The organism is Adhaeribacter pallidiroseus, from assembly GCF_003340495.1.
In the GTDB taxonomy this organism is placed as follows: domain Bacteria; phylum Bacteroidota; class Bacteroidia; order Cytophagales; family Hymenobacteraceae; genus Adhaeribacter; species Adhaeribacter pallidiroseus.
In genome coordinates, this window is record NZ_QASA01000001.1 from 3303367 (window position 1) to 3330185 (window position 26819).

24 protein-coding genes are annotated in these 26819 nt (G+C 37.4%); 3 read left to right on the top strand and 21 right to left on the bottom strand.

The features are described 5' to 3' along the window. Window positions 1-26 precede the first annotated feature (26 nt). The gene (locus AHMF7616_RS13110; RefSeq protein WP_115373295.1) at window positions 27-380 is read left to right on the top strand and encodes a HesB/IscA family protein; all 354 of its coding nucleotides are present in this window, start codon (window positions 27-29) and stop codon (window positions 378-380) included. Between the two features lie 73 nt (window positions 381-453). Here AHMF7616_RS13110 and AHMF7616_RS13115 read toward each other — a convergent pair whose 3' ends face one another. From AHMF7616_RS13115 to AHMF7616_RS13160, 10 genes are all read right to left on the bottom strand, one after another. Next, window positions 454-1314 (bottom strand): bestrophin family protein, encoded by an 861-nt coding sequence (locus AHMF7616_RS13115; RefSeq protein ID WP_115373296.1) that lies wholly within the window; start codon window positions 1312-1314, stop codon window positions 454-456. Between the two features lie 53 nt (window positions 1315-1367). After that, window positions 1368-2669 carry an ABC transporter permease gene (locus AHMF7616_RS13120; protein ID WP_115373297.1) on the bottom strand — a complete coding sequence of 434 codons (1302 nt, stop codon included), beginning with the start codon at window positions 2667-2669 and terminating at the stop codon, window positions 1368-1370. Continuing rightward, a complete protein-coding gene (locus AHMF7616_RS13125) occupies window positions 2662-3573 on the bottom strand; it encodes an ABC transporter ATP-binding protein (protein ID WP_115373298.1) in 912 nt (303 codons plus the stop codon). The genes AHMF7616_RS13120 and AHMF7616_RS13125 overlap by 8 nt, the downstream gene beginning before the upstream one ends. A gap of 168 nt (window positions 3574-3741) precedes the next feature. Beyond that, the gene (dnaJ, locus tag AHMF7616_RS13130) at window positions 3742-4887 is read right to left on the bottom strand and encodes a molecular chaperone DnaJ (protein WP_115373299.1); all 1146 of its coding nucleotides are present in this window, start codon (window positions 4885-4887) and stop codon (window positions 3742-3744) included. Between the two features lie 3 nt (window positions 4888-4890). Continuing rightward, complete coding sequence (locus AHMF7616_RS13135) at window positions 4891-5463, bottom strand: nucleotide exchange factor GrpE (RefSeq protein ID WP_115373300.1); 573 nt, start codon at window positions 5461-5463, stop codon at window positions 4891-4893. A gap of 147 nt (window positions 5464-5610) precedes the next feature. After that, a complete protein-coding gene (obgE, locus tag AHMF7616_RS13140) occupies window positions 5611-6606 on the bottom strand; it encodes a GTPase ObgE (protein ID WP_115373301.1) in 996 nt (331 codons plus the stop codon). A 366-nt stretch (window positions 6607-6972) separates the two neighbouring features. Next, window positions 6973-7563, bottom strand: a complete 591-nt coding sequence (locus AHMF7616_RS13145) for an adenylate kinase (RefSeq protein WP_115373302.1) — start codon at window positions 7561-7563, stop codon at window positions 6973-6975. Window positions 7564-7665: 102 nt separating this feature from the next. Next, window positions 7666-8208 carry a hypoxanthine phosphoribosyltransferase gene (hpt, locus tag AHMF7616_RS13150; protein ID WP_115373303.1) on the bottom strand — a complete coding sequence of 181 codons (543 nt, stop codon included), beginning with the start codon at window positions 8206-8208 and terminating at the stop codon, window positions 7666-7668. 246 nt (window positions 8209-8454) lie between these two features. Continuing rightward, on the bottom strand, window positions 8455-10662 hold the full coding sequence (locus tag AHMF7616_RS13155) for a sodium-translocating pyrophosphatase (protein WP_115373304.1): 2208 nt from the start codon (window positions 10660-10662) through the stop codon (window positions 8455-8457). Window positions 10663-10787: 125 nt separating this feature from the next. Continuing rightward, the gene (locus AHMF7616_RS13160) at window positions 10788-11702 is read right to left on the bottom strand and encodes an aminopeptidase (RefSeq protein ID WP_115373305.1); all 915 of its coding nucleotides are present in this window, start codon (window positions 11700-11702) and stop codon (window positions 10788-10790) included. An 812-nt stretch (window positions 11703-12514) separates the two neighbouring features. On the opposite strand from AHMF7616_RS13160, the gene AHMF7616_RS13165 reads away from it, so the two are divergent. Both AHMF7616_RS13165 and AHMF7616_RS13170 read left to right on the top strand, forming a co-directional pair. Next, window positions 12515-13795 carry a tetratricopeptide repeat protein gene (locus AHMF7616_RS13165; protein ID WP_115373306.1) on the top strand — a complete coding sequence of 427 codons (1281 nt, stop codon included), beginning with the start codon at window positions 12515-12517 and terminating at the stop codon, window positions 13793-13795. Window positions 13796-13868: 73 nt separating this feature from the next. Then, window positions 13869-15221 carry a hypothetical protein gene (locus AHMF7616_RS13170; RefSeq protein WP_115373307.1) on the top strand — a complete coding sequence of 451 codons (1353 nt, stop codon included), beginning with the start codon at window positions 13869-13871 and terminating at the stop codon, window positions 15219-15221. Here AHMF7616_RS13170 and AHMF7616_RS13175 read toward each other — a convergent pair. The 11 genes from AHMF7616_RS13175 to AHMF7616_RS13225 all read right to left on the bottom strand — a co-directional run bounded on the left by AHMF7616_RS13175 (window position 15186) and on the right by AHMF7616_RS13225 (window position 26819). Next, on the bottom strand, window positions 15186-16286 hold the full coding sequence (locus tag AHMF7616_RS13175) for a glycosyltransferase (RefSeq protein ID WP_233507526.1): 1101 nt from the start codon (window positions 16284-16286) through the stop codon (window positions 15186-15188). The two genes, AHMF7616_RS13170 and AHMF7616_RS13175, sit on opposite strands and share 36 nt — an antisense overlap. Then, window positions 16249-17154: a class I SAM-dependent methyltransferase gene (locus tag AHMF7616_RS13180; RefSeq protein WP_115373308.1), complete on the bottom strand. Its 906-nt coding sequence runs from the start codon at window positions 17152-17154 to the stop codon at window positions 16249-16251. Before AHMF7616_RS13180 ends, AHMF7616_RS13175 begins: the two co-directional genes overlap by 38 nt. A gap of 70 nt (window positions 17155-17224) precedes the next feature. After that, entirely contained in the window at window positions 17225-18061 is an 837-nt protein-coding gene (locus tag AHMF7616_RS13185) for a glycosyltransferase (RefSeq protein ID WP_115373309.1), read from the bottom strand. Beyond that, complete coding sequence (locus AHMF7616_RS13190) at window positions 18043-18444, bottom strand: glycosyltransferase family protein (RefSeq protein ID WP_147275679.1); 402 nt, start codon at window positions 18442-18444, stop codon at window positions 18043-18045. The genes AHMF7616_RS13185 and AHMF7616_RS13190 overlap by 19 nt, the downstream gene beginning before the upstream one ends. 49 nt (window positions 18445-18493) lie before the next feature. Continuing rightward, window positions 18494-19609 carry an acyltransferase family protein gene (locus AHMF7616_RS13195; RefSeq protein ID WP_115373311.1) on the bottom strand — a complete coding sequence of 372 codons (1116 nt, stop codon included), beginning with the start codon at window positions 19607-19609 and terminating at the stop codon, window positions 18494-18496. A 78-nt stretch (window positions 19610-19687) separates the two neighbouring features. Continuing rightward, window positions 19688-21532 carry an asparagine synthase (glutamine-hydrolyzing) gene (gene asnB / locus AHMF7616_RS13200; RefSeq protein WP_115373312.1) on the bottom strand — a complete coding sequence of 615 codons (1845 nt, stop codon included), beginning with the start codon at window positions 21530-21532 and terminating at the stop codon, window positions 19688-19690. Between the two features lie 55 nt (window positions 21533-21587). Next, window positions 21588-22646, bottom strand: a complete 1059-nt coding sequence (locus AHMF7616_RS13205; protein WP_158546160.1) for a glycosyltransferase — start codon at window positions 22644-22646, stop codon at window positions 21588-21590. 36 nt (window positions 22647-22682) lie between these two features. Beyond that, window positions 22683-23657, bottom strand: a complete 975-nt coding sequence (locus AHMF7616_RS13210) for a glycosyltransferase (protein ID WP_115373314.1) — start codon at window positions 23655-23657, stop codon at window positions 22683-22685. Window positions 23658-23724: 67 nt separating this feature from the next. Next, the gene (locus AHMF7616_RS13215) at window positions 23725-24777 is read right to left on the bottom strand and encodes a glycosyltransferase family 2 protein (RefSeq protein WP_115373315.1); all 1053 of its coding nucleotides are present in this window, start codon (window positions 24775-24777) and stop codon (window positions 23725-23727) included. Window positions 24778-25047: 270 nt separating this feature from the next. Next, a complete protein-coding gene (locus AHMF7616_RS13220) occupies window positions 25048-25827 on the bottom strand; it encodes a hypothetical protein (protein ID WP_115373316.1) in 780 nt (259 codons plus the stop codon). A 23-nt stretch (window positions 25828-25850) separates the two neighbouring features. Next, window positions 25851-26819, bottom strand: a complete 969-nt coding sequence (locus tag AHMF7616_RS13225) for a glycosyltransferase family 2 protein (RefSeq protein WP_115373317.1) — start codon at window positions 26817-26819, stop codon at window positions 25851-25853.

A 26819-nucleotide genomic window follows, 5' to 3' on the forward strand; every position in this document is an offset into this window, starting at 1 on the left:
TGAGAATTATTTATTTACTGACTTCTATGGCAACTACCACCTTTAATAAAATTGCACCTATTACCATTACTCCTAAAGCCTTGGCCGAAGTAAAAGCCATTATGCAGGATAAGAACGTACCCGCCGATTATGGGTTGCGCGTGGGCGTACAAGGTGGCGGCTGCTCCGGCATGTCTTACTTGTTAGGATTTGATAAAAAGAAAGATAGCGATGAAGCTTACGAGATAGATGGCATTCAGTTAATTATGGATAAAAAGCACGGTATGTACGTAATGGGCATGCTGATTGACTTTCAGGATGGTCTGAATGCCCGGGGTTTTACCTTTAACAATCCACAGGCCACCAGTACCTGTGGCTGCGGTAGTAGTTTTTCTTCGTAGTGCCGGATTAAAATAAAAAAATTTAAAAAAAGCTACCGTTTGGTGGCTTTTTGTTTATACCGGTAGCTATATTCTAAGGTAGTAATTCGCCCACGTGTTTCCGGATATTTAAGCAAATTTGATCGATGGGCAGATCATTGGCATCGGTACCAAAAGGATTTTCAATTTCTTCGGCGATAAGTTCTAAGCTGGCTAAAGCGTAAAGAATTAAAACCACCACTGGCACAATGTAATACCCCAAACTAAATACCCAACCAAACGGTAAAGTCATCACGTAAAAAAACACGAATTTTTTAATAAATACGCTGTAGGTAAATGGGATAGGCGTATTTTTTATACGTTCACAGGCACCGCAATAATCGGTAAAGGCTCTTACTCCTTCGTTTAAAATCCACAGCTGCGCATCGGTTACTTTGTTATTTTTAAATAAATCATTAACCCGCTGGTACATGCTAGCCGCAATTTGATTAGGTACGTGCTTGCCCGGTTTTAAATCCAATACCGGATCGAGTTCGTAGTAATCTTCATTTTCGCGGAGTAAATTCTTTAAGGCGAAAGCGTAATTAGGAATCATTTTCCGGAAGAACTGTTTATCACTTTCGTCCGAAATAAAGGCTGCCAGCTTCATAGCTAAATTCCGGGAACTATTGGTAAGTCCGCCCCAAATCTTCCGCCCTTCCCACCAGCGATCGTAAGCCGTATTAGTTCGGAAAACCAATAACAGCGAAATAACAAATCCCAGCACATTGTGCATCATGCCTACGTTGCGCAAATTTTGCGAATCATTAACGCTGATAAAATTAAGTTCCAGGTAAGCAATAACCGCAGCGTAGGCACTTACGGCCAACATCAAGGGCAACAGTTTCCGGAAAGTATCAGCCCGCGAAAACCGGAAAATAAAGGTAAACCAGTCTTTAGGGTTGTAATTAATCAAAATTTAAAAATTAATAGCAAATACAGTTAAATCCACCATTCTTCCCAAAATTATCAGACTTTATAAAACAACCATTTGGATAACTCCCGGTAAGTCGGCTTTTTCCCGTATAATAAAATACCTACCCGGTAAATGCGGGCGGCAATCCAGGTGGTGCAAATAAAACCCAGTATCAGCAACAGCATCGATAATAAAACCTGCCAGGTAGGCACCCCAAAAGGCAAGCGTAGCATCATGGCAATGGGCGAAGTAAACGGGATCATCGACATCCAAAAAGCCACCGGCCCATCCGGATTTTTAATAATTACCGTTTGCGCTACAATAAACGATAACACCAGCGGGATGGTAATGGGCAGCATAAATTGCTGCGTATCGGTTTCGTTATCTACCGCCGAACCTACGGCCCCAAATAAAGCGCCGTACAATAAATATCCACCCAGAAAATAAAATACAAAACAAAAAAGTAGTTTCGGAATATTTAAATTATCCAGGGCGCTGAGCATGTTATTCATTTCCATGGCCTGACTGGGATCTTTGCTCGATTTTAAGGTTTCACTAATCCGATCGTTCGAGAAACGATCTACTTCAAACCGGGAGGAGACAACCGTGGTTACGGCCGATGATAAAATAATCCAGAGCAGAAATTGGGTGAGACCTACTGCCGCAATACCAATAATTTTACCCGCCATTAATTGAAAAGGCTTCACCGACGAGATAATTACTTCTACAATGCGGCTGGTTTTTTCTTCGATTACGCCCCGCATAATCTGCACGCCGTAAATAAAAATAAACATGTAAATCAGGATGGCGCCCAGGTACCCGGCCGCCGTCGTAACCATGGTATTATTGTTTTGTTCCCCACTCTCGGATAGGTTCATGGTACTGATAGTCACGTCGGTTTTCATTTTTTCCAGCACCTCCCGATCAATACCCGACTGCTTGAACTTTAAGGTTTCTACTTCTTTTTTTAAAACATTTTCCAATTGAGCCAGCTTGGTTATACCCAGGTTTGTTTTAGAATAAAGCCGGATACCTTCCGGATTATCTAAATTTAATGGGGGAATATATAACAGCGCGGTATAATCCGTTTTTAAAAAAGCCGCTTTCTGTTGCTCTAAGGAACCACTTACCTGGATGTACTTGGTTTCGGCGTTATTTTTAAAAGCATTGGTAAATTTGCCGCTTTCGTCGAGCACTTCAATGGTATCAGTGGTATCGGAGACCGTAGCCAACCAAATGGGCACCACCATAATGGAGGCCAGTAGCAAAGGGCCGAGTAAGGTCATGACGATAAAACTTTTTTTCCGTACCCGTACGAGGTATTCGCGCTGAATAATGAGCCAGATTTTATGCATCCTGATTTTCTTTTACCTGTTTAATAAAAATGTCGTTAATACTGGGTACTTGTTCTTGTAAAGCGTGTATTTCTACCCGATCGAGCAGGTAACGCAGCAAATGGTTCGGGGTAACGTGGTGCAGCAATTGTATGCTGGCCCGGAAAAAGTCGCCGGTTTGCTTTTGCTCTAACACTTTAAAATCCGGCGACATAATCATCAACCGGCCTTTGCCTTCGATAAAGTACGTATTTGATTTATAAGTATTTTTAATTTCCTTGACCCGGCCATTTAAAATCATGCGCGAGCGATTAATTAAAGCAATATTATCGCACAACTCTTCTACGGATTCCATGCGATGCGTCGAAAAAATAATGGTAGAACCAGCTTCCCGAAGCGCCAAAATTTCATCTTTAATGACGTTGGCATTGATCGGGTCGAAGCCCGAAAAAGGTTCGTCCAGAATAATTAGCTCGGGTTGATGCATAACGGTAGCAATAAACTGCACTTTTTGCTGCATGCCTTTCGATAAATCTTCGATGGTTTTACTGAGCCACGAACGGATTTCCAGTTTATCGACCCATTTTTTAATTTTTTCAGTTGCCTCGGCTTTTGATAAGCCTTTTAACTGGGCTAAATAAAGCAACTGCTCCCCTACTTTCATTTTTTTGTACAATCCGCGTTCTTCCGGCAAATAACCGATCGACCGGATGTGTTTGGGATGGAGCGGTTCTTCTTTGAAAAAAACCTGCCCGGTGTCGGCACCCGTAATTTGGGTAATAATCCGGATGAGGGAAGTTTTGCCAGCTCCGTTAGGCCCTAGTAATCCAAAAATACAACCCGTGGGAATTTCAAAAGTAATGTCCTGCAAGGCCAGATGGTTCGCGTACTTTTTACTGACTCCGGCAATTTTGAGTATGCTCAAGGTGATAGGTTTTATTTTCAAATTTAGCCTTTCCGGTTGGATACACAAGCCGGAATAACGTTTAAACCTAGGGTGGGCTTCTAAATTTAAAAAATTAAAGGCCCCTTCCGGAAAGAAGCGGCCTTTAATTTTTGTTTCAGCTAATATAAAGCTTTTACTTCTAAAATGCTATTGGAAATATTCTTTCATCTTCTCGAAGAAGCCTTTTTCGTTTTTACCGGGGTTAGGCACAAAATTATCGGAACTACGCAGTTTTTCTAAAATCTGGCGCTCGTCGCTGGAAACGTTTTTCGGCGTCCAGACATTGATATGAATCAACTGGTCGCCTTTGCCGTAGCCGTTAATGTCTTTAATGCCTTTGCCGCGCAAACGCAAAATTTTTCCGCCTTGGGTACCGGGGTCAATTTTAATTTTTACTTTACCTTCAATGGTTGGTACTTCAATATTAGCGCCCAGCACCGCATCCACGAAACTAATGTATTGCTCAAACACCACGTTGTTGCCTTCGCGTTTCAGTAACGGGTGCGCCTCTTCTTCAATCTGAATCAGTAAGTCCCCGGCAATGCCGCCGCGTTGCGGTACGTTGCCTTTGCCACTCATGGATAGTTGCATGCCATCGCCAACACCAGCCGGTACATTAATGGCAATTACCTCTTCTTTTAACTTGCGGCCTTCGCCTTGGCAAACCTCGCAATTTTGGCTAACTTTTTTACCTTCGCCATCGCATACGGGGCAGGTAGAAGTAGATACCATTTGGCCCAGCATGGTATTCACTACCTTTTTAACCTGGCCAGTGCCCTGGCAACCACTACAGGTTTGCAGCGCGGTGCCATTTTTAGCCCCGTTACCGCCGCAGGTATTACAAGCCACGTACCGTTTTACTTTTATCTTTTTCTCAACGCCGTTGGCAATTTCTTCTAAGTCAAGCTTTAACTTAATGCGGAGGTTGGTACCTTTTCGCACCCGGCGCCCACCGCCTCCGCCGCCTCCAAAGAACGAGTCAAAGGGGCTGCCGCTGCCATTGCCAAAAATATCGCCGAATTGAGAGAAAATATCTTCCATGTTCATGTGGCCGTAACCACCGCCGCCATTTACCCCTTGGTGACCATACTGGTCGTAGCGGCCACGCTTTTCCTGGTCGCTTAGGATCTCGTAAGCTTCGGCGGCTTCTTTAAATTTGTCTTCGGCCGTAGGATCATCCGGGTTCTTGTCCGGGTGAAATTTAATAGCAATTTTGCGGTACGCTTTTTTAATTTCGTCGGCACTGGCGCTCTTGCTTACTCCTAATACCTCATAATAATCTCTCTTAGCCATGGCCTATGCTCCTATAATAACTTTCGCGAAGCGAATTACTTTATCGTTCAGGTAATATCCTTTTTCAACCTGATCTATTACTTTACCTTTTTGCGTTTCATCCGGAGCCGGAATTTGCGTGATGGCTTCGTGCAAGTCGGCATCAAAAGACTGCCCTACAGCCTCCATTGGCTTTAATCCTTTTTGCTGCATAATAGATTGCAGCTTATTGTAAATTAACTCCACGCCGGCTTTTACACCATCTACGTCCTGGGCCGAGTCCATGGCCTGGCGTGCGCGCTCAAAATCATCGAGTACCGGCAGCAACGCCACTACCATTTCCTGGTTGGCTGTTTTTAATAAATCCAGGCGCTCTTTAGACGTGCGGCGCTTGTAGTTATCAAACTCAGAATATAAACGCAGGTACTTATCTTTTAAATCATTTATCTCCGATTCTGATTTACTTGCCTGGCCATTTACTTTTTCCTCTTCGGCTGGAGTATCGGGTTGGGCAGAATTGGTATCTTCGGGTAAACCAGCTTCGGTTACACTTTCAAAATCTTCGGCTTCGTAGTTCGTATTTTTATCCGCTGACATAGCTTAATTATTCTTCCTGTTGTGTTTGATAGGAACGTAACAATTTATCTGCCAAAGCCATTTTATGACAAACTGGCACGTAAACCGCTTCGGTTACTTTTCTGTTAAATGAAAATTTCTAGTTTTTAATTCCGTGCAAACAAAATTTTACGCTACGGTAAGCGCCTGCCAGATGATATCTTTTAAAACCTGAATATTTTTTTGCGTAATACTGGAAATAAAAACGGAAGGTACATGGGGTGGCAATGTAGCCCGGATTTCAGTTTCTAATTCTTCGTCGAGCAAATCCGATTTGGTAATAGCCAATAAACGTTTTTTCTCCAGAAGTTCCGGGTTAAACGTTTCCAGTTCATTTAGTAAAATCCGGTATTCATTGGCTATATCGGCACTTTCGGCCGAAATCATAAATAACAAGATAGAGTTACGCTCAATGTGGCGCAGAAAACGCAAGCCTAATCCTTTTCCTTCGGAAGCACCTTCAATAATTCCCGGAATATCGGCCATTACGAACGATTTATAATCGCGGTACGCCACGACGCCCAGATTAGGAACCAGGGTAGTAAAAGGATAATTAGCAATTTTAGGCTTAGCCGCCGAAACCACTGACAATAACGTAGATTTTCCTGCATTCGGGAAGCCTACTAAACCTACGTCGGCCAGGAGCTTTAATTCCAGGATAACCCATTCTTCCAGGCCGGGTTCGCCAGGTTGGGCGTAACGCGGTGTTTGGTTAGTAGGCGATTTAAAATGCGCATTTCCCAAACCACCCCGGCCACCCGGCGTTAAAATAATGGTTTGACCGTCTTCGGTTATTTCGGTTTTTACTCCGCCCGTTTCGGCATCCCGAGCAATGGTTCCAATAGGCACTTCCAAAATAACATCGTCGCCGTTAGCACCGGTAGAAGTATCTTTACTGCCGCTTTCGCCGTGCTTGGCTATAACATGTTTCTGGTATTGCAGATGCAGCAAAGTCCAGAGTTGGGCATTGCCTCTTAAAATAATGTGGCCGCCCCGGCCGCCATCGCCCCCATCGGGTCCACCTTTAGCGTTTTTCTTATCCCGGAACAAATGGGAAGAGCCCGGCCCACCGTGTCCGGAACGGCAGCAGATTTTAACGTAATCAATAAAATTAGATGTAGCCACAAGTTGGTTTTTGGTCCCCAGTTCATGGTTAATAGACCACGACAGGAGTTAAGTAAGTTTAGAATTACAATTATTCGGTACTAATCCGTAATAACTGCGGCGTTCTAAAAGTGGTTCAGTAAAGGCCTAATTTTAAAACCTGTATAGCGCTTGCTTTGTAAGTTTTTTAAATTTTGGTTAAGAAAGAAGCACTTGGTTAAGGCAAAATTTAAAAAATGAGGCTGAAGTTACTTACTCTTTTGGTATTCCGTTCCTATACTTAAGTCTCTGTTTTTGGCGCAAGAAATAAATTCGATTTGCCAATAAGTTTTCGAATATTGCTGTCCAAGATAGTTTATGGACCATGAACAATCGGCTAGCGACTAGTTATGCATTCAGCTGCGTAGCGTACGAGTCAATAATTTCGCAGATTTCGGTAAAGATTTCTTCTATTTCGCCGATACCGTTTATAGCGTGGTATTTACCTTGATTGGCGTAATAACCAGCAACCGGAGCAGTTTTAGTATTATATTCCTGTACGCGTTTCCGTACCAATTCTTCGTTTTGGTCGTCGGGCCGGCCCGAAGTTTGTCCCCGGAGGAGCAGCCGTTTGGTTAATTCTTCTTCGTTTACTTCCAGGGCAATCATGCCGCTGATAGCGGTATTATTTTGATCCAACAAACTATCCAGGCTTTCGGCTTGCTTTACCGTGCGGGGAAAACCATCGAAGATAAAACCAGCCGCATTTCTATTTTCTTTTAATTTGGTATCAATCATTCCGATTACTACTTCGTCGGGCACCAAAATCCCCTGGTCCATGAGCGTTTTGGCCCGCAAACCCAACTCGGTTCCGGCCGCGATTTCGGATCGGAGTAAATCACCCGTCGACAGGTGAATCAATGAATACGTATCAATTAACTTCTGACTTTGCGTTCCTTTGCCAGCGCCGGGAGGGCCAAATAAAACAATATTTAACATGCTTGAATGAAATTTTTATACTCAAAAGTACAAATAAAATTGAATCACAAAAGATACCTAGCTCAGGAATTCAGCTTTCGGGAATATTTTATGCCGAAAAATTTAGTCTTTTAGTTTATAAATGTGGCGTAAGTTACGACCTAAGCCATTGTAATCTAAACCATAACCTACTACAAAATCATTCGGAATAGAAAGAGCAGCGTATTTGATCTGCAAGTTATGCTGCAAACAAGCCGGCTTTAAAAGCAAACTCGCAATTTCAACGGAAGCAGTGGTATGCTCCTGTAACTTCTCCAAAAGCACGTGTACGGTATGCCCGGTATCCACAATATCTTCCAAAATAAGAATATCACGACCCGTTAATTCTTCATTTAAACCCACCAGTTCTTTTACGGTGCCGGTACTTTGGGTATTTTGATACGAGGCTAGTTTTATAAAAGAAATTTCGCAGGAAATAGTTACCTCTTTCATTAAATCAGAAGCAAACATAAAAGAACCATTGAGTACAGCCAGAAAGAGCGGCCTTTTACCAGTGTAGTCTTCGTTAATACGAGCAGCCAACTTTTCGATTGCCACTTTAATTTGGGTTTCCTGTAAGTAAATTTCGAATTCTTTATCGTGCAGTTGAACAGTAGTGGCGCTCATAGTTAGTTGCAGGTTTCAGGTTGCAAGTTACAGGTTAAAAATATGCCTTATTAAATTTAAAAATAGTAACTGCTTTATAGGCTGCAAGTAAAATATAAGGCTGAAAAAACGAAAATTTTAAAAAATCAGCTATTTAATTTTTAAATGACCCAGCTTAAAAATTAAAATAAAGGTAAAGCTTTTTGCAAAAAGAAAGCCCTTAAAATTTAAGGGCCTTCGAATCAGTTTTTTTAAAATTTATCTTTTCTACCGCAATGCCGTGTACATTACCTGATTCCCGGGCTTAACGGTAGAAGTTGTCGGCATTATAGTTTGTTCTTTTATTTGTTCGTGGTTTAAAGCCGGAGTTGATTCATGGTTATGAACGGCAATATGCGGCGCAATTACCAGCGAAACAATCGACATCAGTTTAATGAGAATGTTCATAGAAGGGCCAGAAGTATCTTTAAACGGATCACCTACCGTATCGCCGGTTACGGAGGCTTTGTGCGCATCCGAGCCTTTGTATTCCATTTTACCATTAATCATTACCCCTTTTTCAAACGATTTTTTGGCGTTATCCCAGGCACCGCCGGCATTTGATTGAAACATCGCCATTAATACCCCAGACACAGTTACACCAGCCAGTAAACCGCCTAGTACTTCCGGCCCAAAAGTAAAGCCAATTACAATGGGAACAATCAAAGCAATAGCGCCCGGTAACATCATTTCCCGGATAGCCGCCTTAGTAGAAATAGCCACGCATTTATCGTATTCCGGTTTGCCGGTACCTTCCATAATGCCGGGTATTTCGCGAAACTGGCGGCGTACTTCTTCCACCATGGCCATAGCGGCCCGGCCTACCGCCGAAATAGCCAAGGCCGAAAAAATAAACGGAATCATACCTCCTACAAATAAACCGGCTAACACGCGAGCGTTGGATATATCAATAACCGTAATATTGGCAGTACCCATAAAAGCAGCAAACAAAGCCAGCGACGTAAGCGCCGCCGAAGCAATGGCAAAACCTTTACCGGTAGCGGCGGTGGTATTACCTACCGCATCCAGAATATCGGTGCGTTCGCGCACTTCCTTGGGTAATTCGCTCATTTCGGCAATACCGCCGGCGTTGTCGGCAATGGGCCCAAAAGCATCAATCGCTAATTGCATGGCGGTAGTAGCCATCATACCAGCGGCCGCAATGGCCACGCCATATAAACCCGCTGCTTCGTAAGATAAAATAATACCACCAGCCAGCACCAGGATGGGCAATACCGTAGATTCCATACCTACGGCTAAACCGCCGATCACGGTAGTGGCGTGGCCGGTGCTGCTCTGGCGCACAATACTCATTACCGGACGCTTGCCCATAGCGGTATAATACTCCGTGATAATGCTCATTAACGTACCTACCACTAAACCCACCAAAACGGCGTAAAAAACATCTATCCGGCTAAATTCAAACCCGCGTAAGTTTAAAGATTCTTCCGGCAGTATAAAATTAATAACAAAATAAGAAGCTACCGCGGTTAGTATTACTGATGACCAGTTACCTAAATTCAATGCTCGTTGTACGTCGCCTCCTTCTTTTACTTTTACAAATAAAGTCCCGATCATGGAAAATATAATACCCAAGCCCGCAATCACCATGGGCAACAAAATAGGCGAAATACCCCCAAAATTATCCGTAACGGTAATTTCGCGACCCAGTACCATCGTAGCCAGAATAGTAGCTACGTACGACCCAAATAAATCGGCGCCCATACCGGCAACGTCGCCCACGTTATCGCCTACGTTATCCGCAATGGTGGCGGGGTTCCGCGGATCATCTTCGGGAATGCCGGCTTCTACTTTACCTACTAAATCCGCGCCTACGTCGGCGGCTTTGGTGTAAATACCGCCCCCTACCCGGGCAAACAAAGCAATACTTTCGGCTCCGAGTGAAAAGCCGGTTAAAACTTCCAGGGCCCGTTCCATTTCTTCGGCATTGTACGTATCGCCCACGAACATAGCTTTAAACACGATAAACAAACCACCTAAACCCAGAACAGCCAATCCAGCAACCCCCATTCCCATAACGGCACCTCCCCCAAACGAGACATCTAAGGCACGGGATAAACTGGTTCGGGCGGCCTGGGCAGTGCGTACGTTAGCCTTGGTAGCAATGCGCATCCCGATAAAACCCGCTAGAGCCGAAAAAAAGGCCCCAATAATAAAAGCCACCACTATTACGGGCGAAGAATTTTCGCCCACGGTGCCCAGGTAACCTAAAAAAAGACAAGCAATAACAACAAAATAAGTTAAGACTTTGTATTCGGCTTGCAGAAAAGCCATGGCTCCTTCTGCAATGTATTTAGCAATCGTCGACATTTTGGCGTCGCCAGAATCCTGCCGACTCACCCAAGCCGATTTTACAAAAGTATACAGTAAGGCAATCACTCCGAAAGCCGGAATCAGGTAAACAATGTTCTCCATGTAAACGGGTTTAAGTTGATGAAAATGCTTTTAATACTATATTGGTATCTGGTAAATTAAATCTTTTAATTCCACAACTGCAAGCTGGTTAAATAAAGAATCGCGGATTAAACCGTTTTCACCGGTTACAGTTCCCGCATCAGTACCTGGTACAATGCAACCATGCTCTTAATATCGTTTTTATGCACGATTTCGTCCGGCGAATGCACGTTGTCTTCCGGGGCCCCTATAAAACACCAATCCCAGGGAACATCACTTTGCTGCAAGTCTTTGCCATCGCTGCCCCCAGCTCCTTCTACTTCCAATTGAAAAGGAATACTGGTTTGTTGCGCCAGGGCAATCAGCTTGTTTACAAAACTACGCCGCGGGATCAGCGAGTCGCGGAGCGAAATAGCTACTCCCTGGCCCGGATGAACGCCTTCCGTTACCCAGGTAATATCCGAAATAAGCCCTTGTTTCATCTGGTAGTTATCGTATAAATATTTGGCCAGGTAAGCCACCGAGCCGCCTTTGTGTTCTTCCCAACACGAAAATACAATGGCCCCATTCTCCAGAGTTTCCGCTACTCGTAATGCATTCCAAACGCCCAAGCGATTGTCCAGGTAACACGATTGCACGGTAGATTCGGTCTCCCGGAAATCGCAGGCAAAAATCAATTCCGTACCACGGTCAATCTCCCGATCAAAATCATACTGCAAACTGCCGTCTTCTTCCGACACCAGCAAGGTACAGGCAATAGGTCCTTGGCTGTCTTCTCCTACCAGCCGGTAGCCGGTTTCGGTATCCGGGCCACCAATCCGGATTAACTGCCGGCCATACCGAACCGTAAAGCCAATGGAATCGATATGCGCGAAAATAGCGGTACGGGGTTGCCCAAAAATTAAAATAAGGCAATCCTGAAATCCCTCACCCGCAATTACCTGGGGCATTACGCGCCAGTTAGCTTTATTCTGATTAATGTAGTCTAGTAAAAATTGCGTAAGTTTTACCTCGTTGCCAGAAGGAGCATGAATCTGACAAAGTTGTTTTAATAATTCCATGGTAATGCCGAAACAGTTGTTTGTTATTGGTTTCTTAATTTATAAATTCCCTAAATATCAACCTGGCTTCGCTAAAGCGCTGTCTGAAGCAGAACCTGATTTTTAAAGCAGTATCGTATATTAATTATGCAAAGTGCATTACGCTTCTGAGTAGTAGATAAGAATGCAAAAATGAAAGTTTTACGGATTCACGGGTGTAAAGCAACAATATAACAAGGCTATTTCATGTGTATTTTTTTGAACTCGGTTATGCCAGAAAAATCTACCCGATAGCCCATTGCTAAAATTCTTCTGGAATGACCAAAGCGAGGTTTCTTCTTACAAGCTGAGGATATTGCTTCCTATCGGCTATTTAGGCACAGATTTTTTAAATTTAATTTACTTTACAACAAGTTACACTACTCCATTCTTTTAAATTAAATCTATCTGTTTGCATCCACACAAAAAATAAATCTTTACTCCATACTAGCGGCTTTAAAGCTAATATTCCTTTTATAAAGAACTAAGTAGTTAGTAAATGATTTAACCCGTTTTATAATTATTTAACGGCAAAAACCGCATTAAAACTTGCTGTTAAATAAATAAATAATACAATCTGTGCCGGTTATTATTGCGGAATAAGCCTTAACTTGGCTTACTTTTTTAAATTTTGCTCCTCTCACCTGTAATTTATTTTTGCTTTTGGTTGGATTAATTGTGGACTATTTACATTTTCTTGCCAAAATTATATAACTATACAATTATTTTGTTACTGGAACCTTTATACGGGAAAGATTAGTTTAATTTTAACGTAAAAAGCTTTTTATTAGAGCATGAAGAAACTGCTTTTTTTCTTTTTAGTAGGTTTACTCCCCTTCCTGAGCTTGGCACAGGATACCAACGAAGAAGCACCCAAAAAAGATACCATGCCCCGCTCTATTCCGCCGGATACTTTTTTTATGCGGGATTTATATATTGACTCTATTGATATTCTACCGCAAGCTATTGAAACCGATGGTTGGCTGCTCATGAACGAGGATATTAAGAACGAATTAATCGGGGCGGTAGATAACATGTACAATGCCAAGTTTGAGCGGGCTGAAAAACAATTCCGGTCGTTGCGCCGCCGCTACAAACAACATCCCATGCCTTATTTTCTGATGGGATTAAGCAACTGGTGGAAAATCGTACCAACCAACGTGCAAACTACGCAGTACGATGCGCCGTTTTTCGCTTACATGGATACTACCATATCCTTTGCAGAAAGAATGTATGAGAAAGACGCCAAAAACCTGGAAGCCGCTTTTTTTCTTTCAGCGGCTTATGGGTTTCAGGCTCGGTTACATTCGGAACGCAGCAATTGGCGCAAAGCTACTGTTTGCAGCCGGCGCTCCTTGGAATTTTTGCAAAAAAGCCGCAATGCCAATGGCTTAAGTCCGGAATTTTTATTCGGTGAAGCCCTGTATAATTACTACGCCGTCTGGATTGCCCAGAATTACCCTTTACTGCGGCCCATCATTTTGTTTTTCCCAAAAGGCAATAAACAGTTGGGTTTACAGCAGCTTAAAATGGTAGCCCGCAATGGTTTTTATACCGGCACCGAAGCTAAGTTTTTTCTCATGAAAATCTTGGCTAACGAAGAAAACGATCATTTTGAAGCCATGCCGCTGGCCCGCCAGTTGGCTATTTCTTACCCCGATAATGCGTATTTTGAGCGTTTTTACGCCATGATGAATTTTCGGGAAGGCAACTTCCGGGAAACCGAACGCCTCGCCAACGATATCCTGACTAAATACAATAAGCGCCTGCCCGGCTACGAAGCCATTGGGGGCCGTTACGCTTCATATTATTTAGCTTATATTTGTCAAAACCGCAAAGATTTAGTTAGAGCCAAACAGCTTTACGAACAATGCATTCGTTTTGCCCGCCAGACTAACGAAGTAGAATCGGGTTATTACGTGTCGTCGCATTTGAATTTAGGCCGCATTTACGTCCAGGAAAAAGATTTATTCCGCGCCAAACAACACTACGAAGAAGTAAAAGACAAAGCCGAACGCAAAACCGATGCTTTCCGCGAAGCCCGGGATTTCTTAAGGAAGAACCGGAAGGTGTAGTTGATTATTTAGCATTGCCAACTTTTACTTTAACAAAACCTAACAAATATCTTTTTACTTATTCTAGCTAAAATTGGAGTTAAAAGACTTAATACTGACCCCTATCTATTTAATTTTAATTTCTTTGCTGGTTTATGTGGTGAAGCCCTATGTAACTAATAAAATTACTAAGAGGTACTTTGTTCCTGCTTTAACTTTGAAATTACTTGGAGCAATTGCAATTGGAATTATTTATCAATTTTACTATTCTAATGGAGTCCTAGGCGGAGACACCTCTAATTACTATCTCCAAGCCAAAATTATTTATAAAGCATTTGAGCAATCACCAACTATAGGCTTGAAATTGTTGCTTGCAAATGGTGAACATGACTCAACTATTAGTCTGTATACTTCATCAATCATGTGGTATCAAGCGCCTGCGGAGTACACGGTGATTAAGTTTGCTGCCTTATTTGGCATCTTCAGTTTTAATACTTATACAGTTATAGGTTTATGGTTTGCATGTCTTAGTTTCAGCGGAATGTGGGCGATGTACCTTACTTTTTTGAAAATTCAACCTAATTTACACAAACAATTTGCTGTAGCTGTATTCTTTTTACCTTCAGTTGTTTTTTGGGGATCAGGGTTACTGAAAGACTCTTTAACAATAGGTGCTTTAGGTTGGTTGTTTTATGGATTTTATAGCTTTGCTGTAGAAAAGCGTGCTATTTTATCATCATTAATAATAAGTTTTTTAGCAGCTTATATCATTTATACAGTTAAAGTTTACATACTGCTTTCATTCTTACCACCTGCTCTTTATTGGATGGTTATGGAAAACAGTGGTAAAATCAAAAATAGATTTATTAGAATAATTGCGAAACCTGTATTTTTAATATTGGGTTTATATGTTGCGTATTTAGGTGCTACTCGTTTAACTGAAGGAGACAGACGATATGACGTAAACAAAATAAGTGAGCGGACTCAAATTAATTCGTACTATTTATCTAAACAAATTGCTTCTGGATCGGCATACGATATAGGAGTTTTTGATGGCAGTGTTAAAAGCATATTTATTGTAGGCCCTCAAGCCATAATTGTTGCCTTATTTCGACCTTTTATTTGGGAGGTACGCAATCCTGTTATGCTACTTTCTGCGTTAGAAGCAACCATTTTCTTTTATTTATCCGTATATTTTATGCTCAAACCGGGCTTATTTAGAACTATTAAGTTAATAAGTACGACACCTATTTTAACCTTCTGTCTGATTTTTTGCCTTGCGCTTGCATTTGGGGTAGGGACAAATAGCGGCAATTTTGGCACTTTAGTACGATACAAAATTCCTATTATGCCTTTCTTTTTAAGTGCGCTCTATATTATTCAAGGTGAAATAGCAAAACTTAAAAGAAAATCAGTTAAACAAATCCAAAAAGTTAAATTTGTTTGAATTAACGGAGTATTTTAATTCAATTTTTGACTGGGCTTTTCTGCCCATTTCTTCTCTTCTTATAGCATCGGTACAAAGTTCCAATATATATTTTTCCCAATCCTCTAAAGTGGAGCATAAAAATCCATCATATCCATGACTTACAATTTCTTTATTAACCCCAACGGGTGAAACTAAAGCGGGTATACCAAGAGCCATGTATTGCAATGCTTTAAACCCACACTTCCCTTCTGACCATTGATCATGGGTTAAGGGCATAAGACCTATATTAAATTCCAACAAATCATCGATCTCAGATTCTTCTCGCCATTGTCTATATTCTAATGACTTTAATTTAAAATCGGGTTCCTTATTCGAAATAATTAAAAATTTAAATTCAAGCTTTTCTTCTAATTTTTCAAGAACCGGAACGATCTCAGCTAAATAAATCATAGTAGAATGAGTACCGGTCCAACCAATTATGAATTTATCTGAATGTTGGTTCTTAATCCTGTTATGATGATTTATTGTGTCAATGGTAGTAGGGTTAAGAACTACCTTATTATTAAACTTAGAAGCGTATGCACATAAATAGCGATTCCCGCAACTTACTTTATAAGCCCACTTGCAAATAGAACTTACTTTACTATTAAATTTTAAATATGCAGCTATTTTATTAGCTTCTGAGGTATTTGGTAACCATATAGCATCATCAAAATCATATATGATTTTCTTTTTTAATACTTTTGCTATTACCCATTCTATTACTGGTGGACCAACAGGTGTTGCCTCTCTAAAAATAAAAACAAAGTCATAGCTTGGCACTTTAAATAATAAGCGTATCCGGTTAAAGAAGCCTGTTAAAACCCCCGCTATTTTTTTTAAATAATAACCCTGCTGATATAATATAGAATTGGTATTAGTATCGAGAAAAGAATAGTAAGTATAGCTAATGGATTCTTGCTCTAAAAATGATAGATATTGCTCATACCTAAATCGTTGACCAGGTGCACCATTTTTTGGGTATGGTGCTATTATCATTACGCTCTTAGTTTTTCTTTCCAACAGCATGCCAATAAGGAGCATTATGAGAGAACTGGATATCTGTTAGCCCAGCTCGAATAAGCATATCATTAATTTCTTTTTTACTAAATCTTTGCTCTAAAGGTGTTCCCATTCTATCTAAAGCATCATTCCGTATCACGTTAAAAGATACTTTCCTATAGTATGATAAAGGAATATATTCAATAAACTTTTTAAGAAACGCAATATTCTCTACTATCCTGGAAATTAAGACAAAAGGTAGATAGATAAAAAATGCAATTAGATCACATACAAAGGCTTTTAGTTTTTGTGGTAATTTTGAAATTAGTACTCGGAACAAATTAGAAATTTGAAAAAGCAGTTTATATAAAAATCCTCTATTATCTAAACTGTAATATAGATAAACTAGGAAAAAACCACCAATTTTAACCTTTTTAACGCAGCTTTGCATTGCCTCAAAAGTATCAGGAATATGGTGCAATACACCTAAGCTAAAAACAAAATCGAATGCATTATCCGCAAACGGAATAGTTTCTACACTTGCTTGCGTAATCCTAACATTTTTTTCATTTTTCAACAAGTTAGCAGCTGAAGCAACTGCCTGACTCGGATCAATTGCTTCAACAAACCCAGCTCTGCCGGATACATACTTCGTCCATCGTCCGGTACCGCAACCAACATCTAAAACATATGAATTATGATTTAACATTACCTCATCAACTATGTCAAAGTAGTCGTTACCAATCTGAGAAATTTCTTGATCATCAAAAAAATTAAATTTAGACCATTCTTCGCCAAAAGATTCAACAGTAGTCCAATCAATATTTTTATCAGATGTATTTAAAAAAGAAAATATTTCTTGGCCATTAACTCTTAATGATTTGTTAGGTAGTTTAATATATGGAAGCATTATAAAGGTTTGTCTAAGAAGCAAGAGTAAATTTATCAATTATAAAGTTATTAAGTATTAGGTTGCAAATTTAAACCAAGTATTCATAAATAGATGCATATTTCTCAATTGCCTTATTTAGGTCATAATAACTAAATGATTTATCACGAATCATTTGTGGGATATTTTGTAATAAGGAAGGAATTAAATCTACTATCTTGTCGTAATTTTCTTTATCAAAAGTATCAATCACATAACCTGAGTTAGTATAATTAATAATTTCCTCCACATCGCCCACTTTAGAATTACAAATTACCGGTAAACCCATTGCTAGAATTTCTCCAAGTTTGGTTGGTGAACTTGCAATTTTAGAATAACTCTGTTTAATAAAAAAAACATTAATATTGGAGGCGGATGTATATAGAGGCACTTCTTTTCGAGTGGCTGATCTAATTATAAAATCTGTATCTTTTAAATTAAATTTATGAGCTGCAGCTAAGATTACATTTGCTGGTTCAGGAGTTATAAATAAGAAAACAGCATCTTTGTAATTTTCCTTAATCCTGGCAAAAAGCATCAACATTTCATCAAGCATATACCAGACCCCTACTGAACCTAAATAGCTAAGCACTAATGCATCTTGGTTAATTTTCAACAGATTGCGAGACTTTGTTCGCTGTTCAGGAGTGATTAAAGCAAAAAGATCAAAATCGGCACTACAAGGTATAACTTGAATGGGCGCTGTTTTATAGCTAGTCCATGTTATTATTTCTTTTTTGCCCGCTTCTGTTAAGCTTATAATTGCATCAGCATTCCTTATATAATCCGACTCCTTTGTTTTGTAATATTTATAAGCTAAATTATATAGAGGATTTTTCAAGTTCCAGGCTCCTCCATCTACCCGCTCATCTACCCAAAATCCCCGCATGTCAAACAAGAACTTAACCTTAAATTCTTTTTTAACTGTAAGCCTATAGCTGCACTTACGTAACTTCGGCAATGAATAATTGAGAAATGTTTAACTTTTTGTAATTCAAAAGCTTTTTTCTTTAATCGATATAAATCATAATACTTAGCTAAAATAGGGGGGTTTGCGGTAAATGAAATAGGTTGCCAATCAATGTTACTTGTTTGAGTAATCTCTTCAATTAAAGATTTGTTTTTTCTAAATCGATCCGGTTTTTCGCATGATAATAAGGTAATGTCGTAGCCAAGCTTACTTAAACCAGCCAAATACGGCAACACCTGAGATTGTCCTAAGGGATCCGTCATTCCATCATAGGATATAAATAATACAGAAGAACTAGGCATTTACAGCATTTATAATACATTATTAACAAAAAGGTTGAATAGTTAAGAACTACCTGTATCTTTTTAAAATTTCAACTTCTTTAATATTAGAGCTTTTAATTACACTAAATTTATCTTTTAAGTTAATAAATTTTTTCTCAAAGAACGTAAATGATAAATAAGCTAACCATATTGTAAAGGATAAAACGCCTGTGTATACAAGAACAAATTTAATATAAGAATGAATATTAATAATATTTAGAATTTTTGCATACAAATAAATAACGAGTGGATGTATTACGTAAATACCATAAGAAATTTTACCTAAGAAGTTAAAAATAGTATAATCTAAATGAATCAACGTTCTAGGATTATTACTAACATTAACAATTATTATTACGGTTATTACGCTGATTATTTCTGGATCGATAATACTTACTACATGGAACTTATTAAAAGCTAATAATAGAATTACAACCCAAGCTAAAATTTGGACAGCTTTTAAGTAAACTATTCTTTTAAATGTTTTATTATTTTTGTAAAAAAGAAGTGCTCCAACACCGCCAATAGCCATACAATCAAACCGCATCACTTGTGTTGCCAAATAAGGATATTGATTACCCCATTGATATTCGATAAATCTGCATAACAGCTTTAATAATAAATAAATGAATATAAAAACAATTAACACATTCAAGGTGTTCTTATTTGTTTTCTTTATTATCCATGGCCAAAATAGGTAGAACTGTTCTTCTACTCCTATTGACCATAAATGAGCATTAAATGGTAACACATCCCCAAGTATAAAAGGAATGTTTGCAGTAAAGAAAACATAATAAGCGAGAGGAAAAAGTGATAGTCTTTGTAAAATATTAAATTGGTAAGATACAAAAAGTGCAACAAATAAATACAACAAATATAAGGGCCATATCCTTAATACTCGCCTTAAGTAAAACTTTTTAATATCAATTTCATCAATTTGCTTCTCATGCATCAATAAATAAGTAATCAAAAATCCACTCAAAGCAAAAAACATTGTTACGCCATGGCCTGCCAAATCTAAGTATTTAACAGGAGGCAGATTAAAAATTCTTAATTCTAAATTTATGTGCGATAAGACAACTGCAATAGCAGCAATGGCCCTAATACCATTTAAACCAGTTAAATGTATGTAGCGTTTATTCATTAACAGCTTAAGTTCTGCATGTAAAATTACATTGGGATAGGTAATTACTTTTGTTGGAGAATAATAAGAAATAAGCTATCACATATTGTTAACTAACCACTTGTGCAATACTATTAATAACCAAACTCTATTATATAAGTAATCCTTTCCTTGTAAAAAACATTCTTTCAAAATTTTTACTTCTGAATAGCTGACAACCTCATAGGTATTTATTATTTTCTCACTTAAATAATCTTCAATAAGATATTTTAAATCTTTCTGTAGCCAAGTACTCAACGGTATGGAAAAACCCCATTTTGGTCGATTAAATAATTCTTTTGGCAAAAAATCATATAATACTTGTTTTAGTAAATATTTTGTAATACCTCCCTTAACTTTTAAATCCGGACTTAAATTTAGCGCAAACTCTACAATCCGATAATCTAGCAGAGGAACCCTGGCTTCTAGTGAGTGACGCATAGTTGCTCGATCTACTTTCACCAACAAATCATCCTGCAAGTAGTAGCACATATCAAAAAATGCCTGCTCTTCCTTTGGGGTTAATCTTCTACTTTTGTAGTTCCAATTTTCTTGTATTATTGGTTTACTGCGGAATGCGGGTGTTAAAAGCTTATCAATTTCTGCTTCACTGAAAAGGTATTGTTCCTGTGAAAAAATATGACTTTTAAGACGCTTGATTTCAGAATATTGAAATACATGAGCAGCCCTTTCAAATCGATTTCCTAAAACAGGTAAAAAAGCAGCAATAGGCTTGCGAAAAGTTCTAACGAATGGATTAGCTAGACGATCAGCCCATTGATACATTCCATATCCCATGAATAATTCGTCTCCTCCGTCCCCAGACAAAATCATAGTAACTTTCTTTCGGGCTAATTCGGACACTAATAAGGTAGGAATAGCCGAAGAATCCGCAAATGGCTCGTCGTAAATGCCTGTTAACTGGTCTACCCATTCCAGAGCCTCTTTCTCAGTAACAGTAAATTCATAGTGTTCCGTACCCAAGTGCTTCGAAACAGCAGCTGCATATTTAGCTTCATTAAATTTTGTTGCTTCAAATGCAATTGAGAAAGTTTTAACAGGTTTATCAGATACATGTTGAGCCGCTGCCGTCACCAAACTTGAATCTATACCTCCACTGAGAAAAGTTCCAAAGGGAACATCGCTAATCATGCGATATTTTACGGAGCTAATAACTAAATCTTTTAGCGTTTGTTTAGCTAGTTTTTCATTGCGCAGAACTTCTGATTCTACTTGTTCCGCTAATTGCCAATAATGAAATTTTTTTAAACTAGTCTGGCTTAAAACCAGATAAGTACCCGAATCCAATTTTTGTACTTCATTATAAATGCTGTTTGGCCGAGGAATATATCCTAAGTACAAAAACTGGCTTATTGCCTCTTTATTGATACTTATATTATTCTTAATAAATGGCAACTCAATAATTGATTTTAGTTCAGAGGCGAAAGCAAATCTTTCACCATCATAGTAATAGTAAATAGGTTTTACTCCCATTCGATCACGGTATAAAAACAAAGTTTGAGTCTGCAAGTCAAAAATAGCAAAAGCAAACATTCCATTAAGCTCATTTACAAATTCCGGCCCCCATCTTATAAAAGCTTCTAATATTACCTCTGTATCAGAAGTAGTTTTTAAAGATATTCCTAATTTCAAACCTATTTCCTGAAAATTATATACTTCCCCATTGTAGATTATACTATATCGGCCATCAGAGGAGTAAAAAGGTTGGTTTGCCGCTACAGATAAATCCAAAATACTTAATCGACGATGGCCTAACCCACAGGTATTATCAAAATAAAATCCAACAGCATCCGGGCCACGGTGAGCAATAACTTTGGTTGCCTGTTCTAAATCCTTTTTAGTTGTTTTATGGGTAAAATCTACAAAACCGGTTATACCACACATATATTTTTAACGAAAAATGTAAAAGCTAGTAGAACTATAACTAGCAATAGTCTTACTATCTACTAAGGTAAATGGATCTTAGATTATCTAAATAAACTTCTTTAGAATACTTTTTGGCATATTGATGTGCTAAAGTAGCTAATTCCTGCAGGTTATATTTACCATCCATAATATTCCCGATTTTACTACTTAATTCTGTAGATGATAATGGATTAAAATAAATAGCGTGTCCTCCGGTGACCTCTCGTAGGGTTTGGATGTTAGAAGCTATCACAGGTAAGCCTACAGCCATTGCTTCTACAACAGCTAATCCAAACCCTTCCGATGTTGAAGAGATAATATATACATCATAATTAGGCAGTACCATACTTATATTATTGACACTTCCTTTCAGTTGAACGTTATTTAAATTCTTGTACTTACACATAAGCTTTAGCTCTTCCATTAACGGACCGCTTCCATATATGTCAAGGGTAACACAATCTTTTATTCCTGAACCCAACTGGGCAAGCGCCTCTAGAACTACTGTATAATTTTTATCTTTTTTTAAATTACCTACAGCTACCAACCGGATTTTTTCTGATTTCACAGTGCTAATACGAAACTTATCAAAAAATGTATTTTCTATAAAATTATATAAAACGTATACATTTTCTTCTATACCTACATATTGCTTAATATTACTTTTAACCTGTTCTGAAACGCATAGGGTTACAATACGGTTTGAATATGTTAATTCATCAAGCAAACGAGCATAAAATGGATAATTTGCTCCACCAGTTTTACCGTAAAGCATAGCATGATAGGAATTTATAAGCTTGATGTAAGTAGGGCAAACTAATCTAGAAATAATTACCGACCAAAATAAGTGCGCGTGAATAATATCAACAGAATTCTCAGATATAATCTTTTTAACTTTACTTATTGCACTAGGCAAGGAATGATACCACCTGAAATTCAAAAAGTAAACTTTTATAAATTTCAATTCATCTGTAAATTCATTTAAAGGTCTTAGACTAATTATAACATGATTAAACTCAGGTGTAGATTTTATTGTTCCAACTAATAACATTTCTGCTCCGCCCCTTCCTAATGAATCAATAATATGTAGCACGTTTATCATTGCAAATTTATTAATCTTGAATTAAGGTTAAAGCAATATTTCTTGCATACGTTTATGAAAACTTTCTATTGAACTATAATTTTTATTAATATTATCTATTCTATAAAAATCTATTGTTTCATTTAAAACCTTATTAATAGCAGTTAATGCTGCAGTAGGATTGTAATCATTATAAATTGCACATCCACTTAGTCCTTCTATTATCTCAGCAGTACCAGTTTCTTTGTAAACAACAAGTTTTTTAAACAAACTTAAAGCCTCCAAACACGCTAAGGGAAATGGATCATCTATTGAAGTTAACAAAAAAATATCAGCTTGTTTTACAACATCAATGGGGCTCGACAATTCTCCAAGCCAATTAACATTATTAGAGAAATACAAGTTATTTATCGGACCATTACCCACCCAATGAAATTGCATATTAGAACCTTGTTGATGCGCCAAATCTGCTATGTTAGAAAACAATGAAACCCCTTTCCTCTCGCTGAAATACCCTACCATCACAATGTTTATTCTGTCTGTTTTAAGCTTTATATCAGCAATATTTTCGATAGTTTCATATAGAATTTTAATATCATTATTGTGAAAAACATTTTGAAAATATTTAGCCTGCCATTTGGAAACACAAATTAAAGGTCTGTTTTTAAGGATTCTTTTTACAATCTTAAATTTGAGAGGAAAATTAGTTTTAAAATAATTAATTGCACTTTCAGCTTCATGTAAATAAAAGAAAGTATTATTTTTTAAATAAGAAAAGATTAACACATCCCAAATAGTAAAGGCAGCTAACCCGTTAACAATTACTTTTCTACCAAACAAAAATGCTAAAAAAAGTTTAATGCCTCCTCTTCTTGTATCCCTAATAATAAGCACAACTTTTTCATTATTTTGAACACAAAATTTATAAAAGGAAAATATCGATTTTGTAGAGCCTCCACCATAAGCAATTGTATAAACTATAATAATATACTTAGCTTTCAGTAGCTCTTTTATAAAATTCATAAATAAATTTGAAGTAGGTAGTAATAACTAGTATTTAGAAGCCACAATAAGATCTACCAGAAATAAATCAAATTCTAAAACTTTTTTGAGAACTAGATGTAATATTATTCTCAGCTACAATTTTATTCTTAAACCTTTCCAGTGTCTTACTCCATTGTCCATGTATGATGTTCAGAATTCTATACTCGATAGGATAAATAAATCTAGTGCCTAAAGAGTGGGCAAGTTTGAAGGGAAATATAATTCCAATTAAAAAAACCAACCGTACCGCTAATCCCCCCTTGTCAAACTCTAGTAGACGCTTGAATGCTTCTTCTGCTTTAATGCGTTGTCTGGAATAAAGATAAGCAGAAATCAACTGCCTATACTTTGCACGTAGTAATCTTTTAGCTATTATTTGACTTTCCTTATCAGTACCCATATACTTAGAATGCACGAAGATTTCGGCTTCTAACATCTTTATTCTATTAGTATGAGTTCCTGCACTATGTCTACGGTAAATAGCAAGAGGTAAAGGTAATCCAAAAAACATCCGCCCACATAAAGCAATTTTAATCCAAAGATTATAATCTTCCGAGCAATTCAATAATTTAGGGTTAACTTCAAACATTCCTGCCTCTAAGAGCACCTTTCGATAAGTGAGTACTCCGTGGATAACTAGAGGATTATACAAAGCCAGAATAGCTAGCATTTGTACCGAATTTAATATACCACTTGGAAATTCACTTTTTGGTTCTTCTTGAATAAATCCGTTCTCTAATCGGTTAAAAGAACAAAACACAAAATCAACATTCTTTTCCTTGAGAGTGCTATGAAGGATTTGAAGAGTTTCAGGTAACCATAAATCATCTGAATCCAAAAAAGCAATTAATTCTCCATTACTCAAATTTATACCAACATTACGGGTTAAAGCTTGTCCTCTATTAGAGTGTTTACGATAGAATATATTTTGATGAGCATTAATATAACGCCCCACAATATAACCTGTATTATCCGTAGAGCCATCATCTATTATAATTAATTCCCAATTAGAGTATGTTTGACTCAATACTGAATTAATACTTTCCTCAATGTAAGCTTCGCTATTAAATGCAGGCATAATTATAGATACTTTTTCCATATAGTAATGCCAACTTTAATATTTACTTCTTTACTAAAACATTACTAAAACCAGAAAAATTTAAAAAGAGAAATAATAATTAAAATTCTAAATCACCAAAAATCTCTATTTAAATTAAAGGGTTATTTAAGTATAACGATAATAATCAATCAATTCTTCCTTTTAGGGCAACATTAACTGTTAAACTAAAACGCTTAACAATTCTATCAACAAACGTAGGATCGCCAATGTCCAGATTCTTGTATGCCATTGCTAAATCAAATGCTTTATCTAAATATACATTAGTATCACTTTTAAAATGTTTTTGAATAAACTTTTTATTACTTTATTATATACTGCTCTCTCATTTGGCATCCAGTAATGTTGAATGTAATCATCTGCAGCAATTACCTCGGTATTAGATTGCAAAACAAAAGAAAATGCAAATTGCTCCGCTGTATGAACTGGTCTGCTGCCGTAAAGTTGATCAGTTAAAGTTAATACATCTCCAAGTAATGAAATATTTTCATTGCTAATACCAATTACACCTGCATTCCACATTATAGTTGTAAGAGGAATTCTAAAACTTGCATCGTTGAGTGTAACAGGATCTTCTAGAGTTCTTCTTAAAGTCAATTTAAAACAATTTTCACTTTTAGTACTATACATATCATACTCGGGAGTATGCATTAAACTAACATTCTCAGATATTGAATAAATCAGATTTAAAGGGCTTTTTAAAAAAAAAGTATCTCCATCAACATAAAGAATATCGCAATTGAATTCACGCATGCAATGATCAATAACCAATATTTTCATCCGATGATTGAAATCCTGTTTACCTCGATATTCCTTTATATCATCGTCTGAAATTAATTTTATTATTAATGGTATAGTTGGCAAATATTTGTTTAACAATTCAGCATTGTTTGTATAGACAACAATTTTTATTTGATCAGAACTTGATTGTATATGAAAATACAAAGTTAATATAGAAAATACAACCTGGTAATAAGAGTTTGCTGAACCATAAACTAAAAATAAGATAATTTTATCTGAGCCATTAACCATAACTATTTATTTACACCAAACTATTAATAGTTAGTTGAAGTATTTCTTTTTAATCTACTACTAAATAGTACAAACCACGTGATTCTGAGCCAATGATAAAAATCTAATTTCAATAATTTAATCTGCCCTTTAATAAACAACTTCAAATTTCTATTAATTTTCATAGTTGTATAGGCAAAATCTAAGTAAGTTCTAACTTCTATTGGCAATAGTTTGTTTTTAGTTTTTACCGTAATAGCACGGATCTTAGAATTTATAATGGAATAAAGCATTAACTTCTCCAAATATTTCATTCCATTTAAATCCGATTCTCTACTTGCATTAGTAGCATGTTTTCTGAAAAAATTCAGAGGTTTGCTTAAATATGCAACGTTTGTAATCTGACACATCTGTAAGTAAATCAACCAATCTCCTGCATATTTAAAATTCTCAATATCTAAATCTATTTGGTAAAAAAGATCTCTTTTAAATAAAGCACAACTAACATTATCAATAATGTTATGATACACTAAATAATTATTTAATTCATTAATACCAGAATTAACATAATTGAAAGCCCATCGATTTACGTTAAATAAAGAGTCTTTCCACTCCTGAGTTGTAGTAAATTGCATCATATAATCGCTAACATAAAACGAATTACAATAAACAACTCCCACATTTTTATAGTGCGCAAACTCGAATGTTAGCTCCTCTAAAAAGTACTCTGAAGCATAATCATCACTTTCCGCAATCCAAATTAGCTCTCCCTTAGCCAATTCTATTCCTTTTTTCCACTGTTTAAACGTTGATCCACTATTATATTCATTATATACAACATGGCTAACTTTAGAATGATGCTTGTATTGCTCTATTATCTCTTTGCTATTATCACGAGAGCAATCATCTAAAAAAATTATTTCAAATTCTTGAAATGTTTGGTTTAGAATAGATTCTATTCTTTGTTTCAAAAAAGATTCATGATTATAGTTAGGTATAATAATTGAAACCAT

Excerpts from the sequence above, each read along its gene's own strand:
- AHMF7616_RS13110 (WP_115373295.1), top strand. The coding sequence starts at position 27 with ATGGCAACTACCACCTTTAATAAAATTGCACCTATTACCATTACTCCT.
- AHMF7616_RS13120 (WP_115373297.1), bottom strand. The coding sequence starts at position 2,669 with ATGCATAAAATCTGGCTCATTATTCAGCGCGAATACCTCGTACGGGTA.
- dnaJ (WP_115373299.1), bottom strand. The coding sequence starts at position 4,887 with ATGGCTAAGAGAGATTATTATGAGGTATTAGGAGTAAGCAAGAGCGCC.
- AHMF7616_RS13135 (WP_115373300.1), bottom strand. The coding sequence starts at position 5,463 with ATGTCAGCGGATAAAAATACGAACTACGAAGCCGAAGATTTTGAAAGT.
- AHMF7616_RS13145 (WP_115373302.1), bottom strand. The coding sequence starts at position 7,563 with ATGTTAAATATTGTTTTATTTGGCCCTCCCGGCGCTGGCAAAGGAACG.
- hpt (WP_115373303.1), bottom strand. The coding sequence starts at position 8,208 with ATGAGCGCCACTACTGTTCAACTGCACGATAAAGAATTCGAAATTTAC.
- AHMF7616_RS13155 (WP_115373304.1), bottom strand. The coding sequence starts at position 10,662 with ATGGAGAACATTGTTTACCTGATTCCGGCTTTCGGAGTGATTGCCTTA.
- AHMF7616_RS13160 (WP_115373305.1), bottom strand. The coding sequence starts at position 11,702 with ATGGAATTATTAAAACAACTTTGTCAGATTCATGCTCCTTCTGGCAAC.
- AHMF7616_RS13165 (WP_115373306.1), top strand. The coding sequence starts at position 12,515 with ATGAAGAAACTGCTTTTTTTCTTTTTAGTAGGTTTACTCCCCTTCCTG.
- AHMF7616_RS13175 (WP_233507526.1), bottom strand. The coding sequence starts at position 16,286 with ATGCTCCTTATTGGCATGCTGTTGGAAAGAAAAACTAAGAGCGTAATG.
- AHMF7616_RS13180 (WP_115373308.1), bottom strand. The coding sequence starts at position 17,154 with ATGCTTCCATATATTAAACTACCTAACAAATCATTAAGAGTTAATGGC.
- AHMF7616_RS13185 (WP_115373309.1), bottom strand. The coding sequence starts at position 18,061 with ATGCGGGGATTTTGGGTAGATGAGCGGGTAGATGGAGGAGCCTGGAAC.
- AHMF7616_RS13190 (WP_147275679.1), bottom strand. The coding sequence starts at position 18,444 with ATGCCTAGTTCTTCTGTATTATTTATATCCTATGATGGAATGACGGAT.
- AHMF7616_RS13195 (WP_115373311.1), bottom strand. The coding sequence starts at position 19,609 with ATGAATAAACGCTACATACATTTAACTGGTTTAAATGGTATTAGGGCC.
- asnB (WP_115373312.1), bottom strand. The coding sequence starts at position 21,532 with ATGTGTGGTATAACCGGTTTTGTAGATTTTACCCATAAAACAACTAAA.
- AHMF7616_RS13210 (WP_115373314.1), bottom strand. The coding sequence starts at position 23,657 with ATGAATTTTATAAAAGAGCTACTGAAAGCTAAGTATATTATTATAGTT.
- AHMF7616_RS13215 (WP_115373315.1), bottom strand. The coding sequence starts at position 24,777 with ATGGAAAAAGTATCTATAATTATGCCTGCATTTAATAGCGAAGCTTAC.
- AHMF7616_RS13220 (WP_115373316.1), bottom strand. The coding sequence starts at position 25,827 with ATGGTTAATGGCTCAGATAAAATTATCTTATTTTTAGTTTATGGTTCA.
- AHMF7616_RS13225 (WP_115373317.1), bottom strand. The coding sequence starts at position 26,819 with ATGGTTTCAATTATTATACCTAACTATAATCATGAATCTTTTTTGAAA.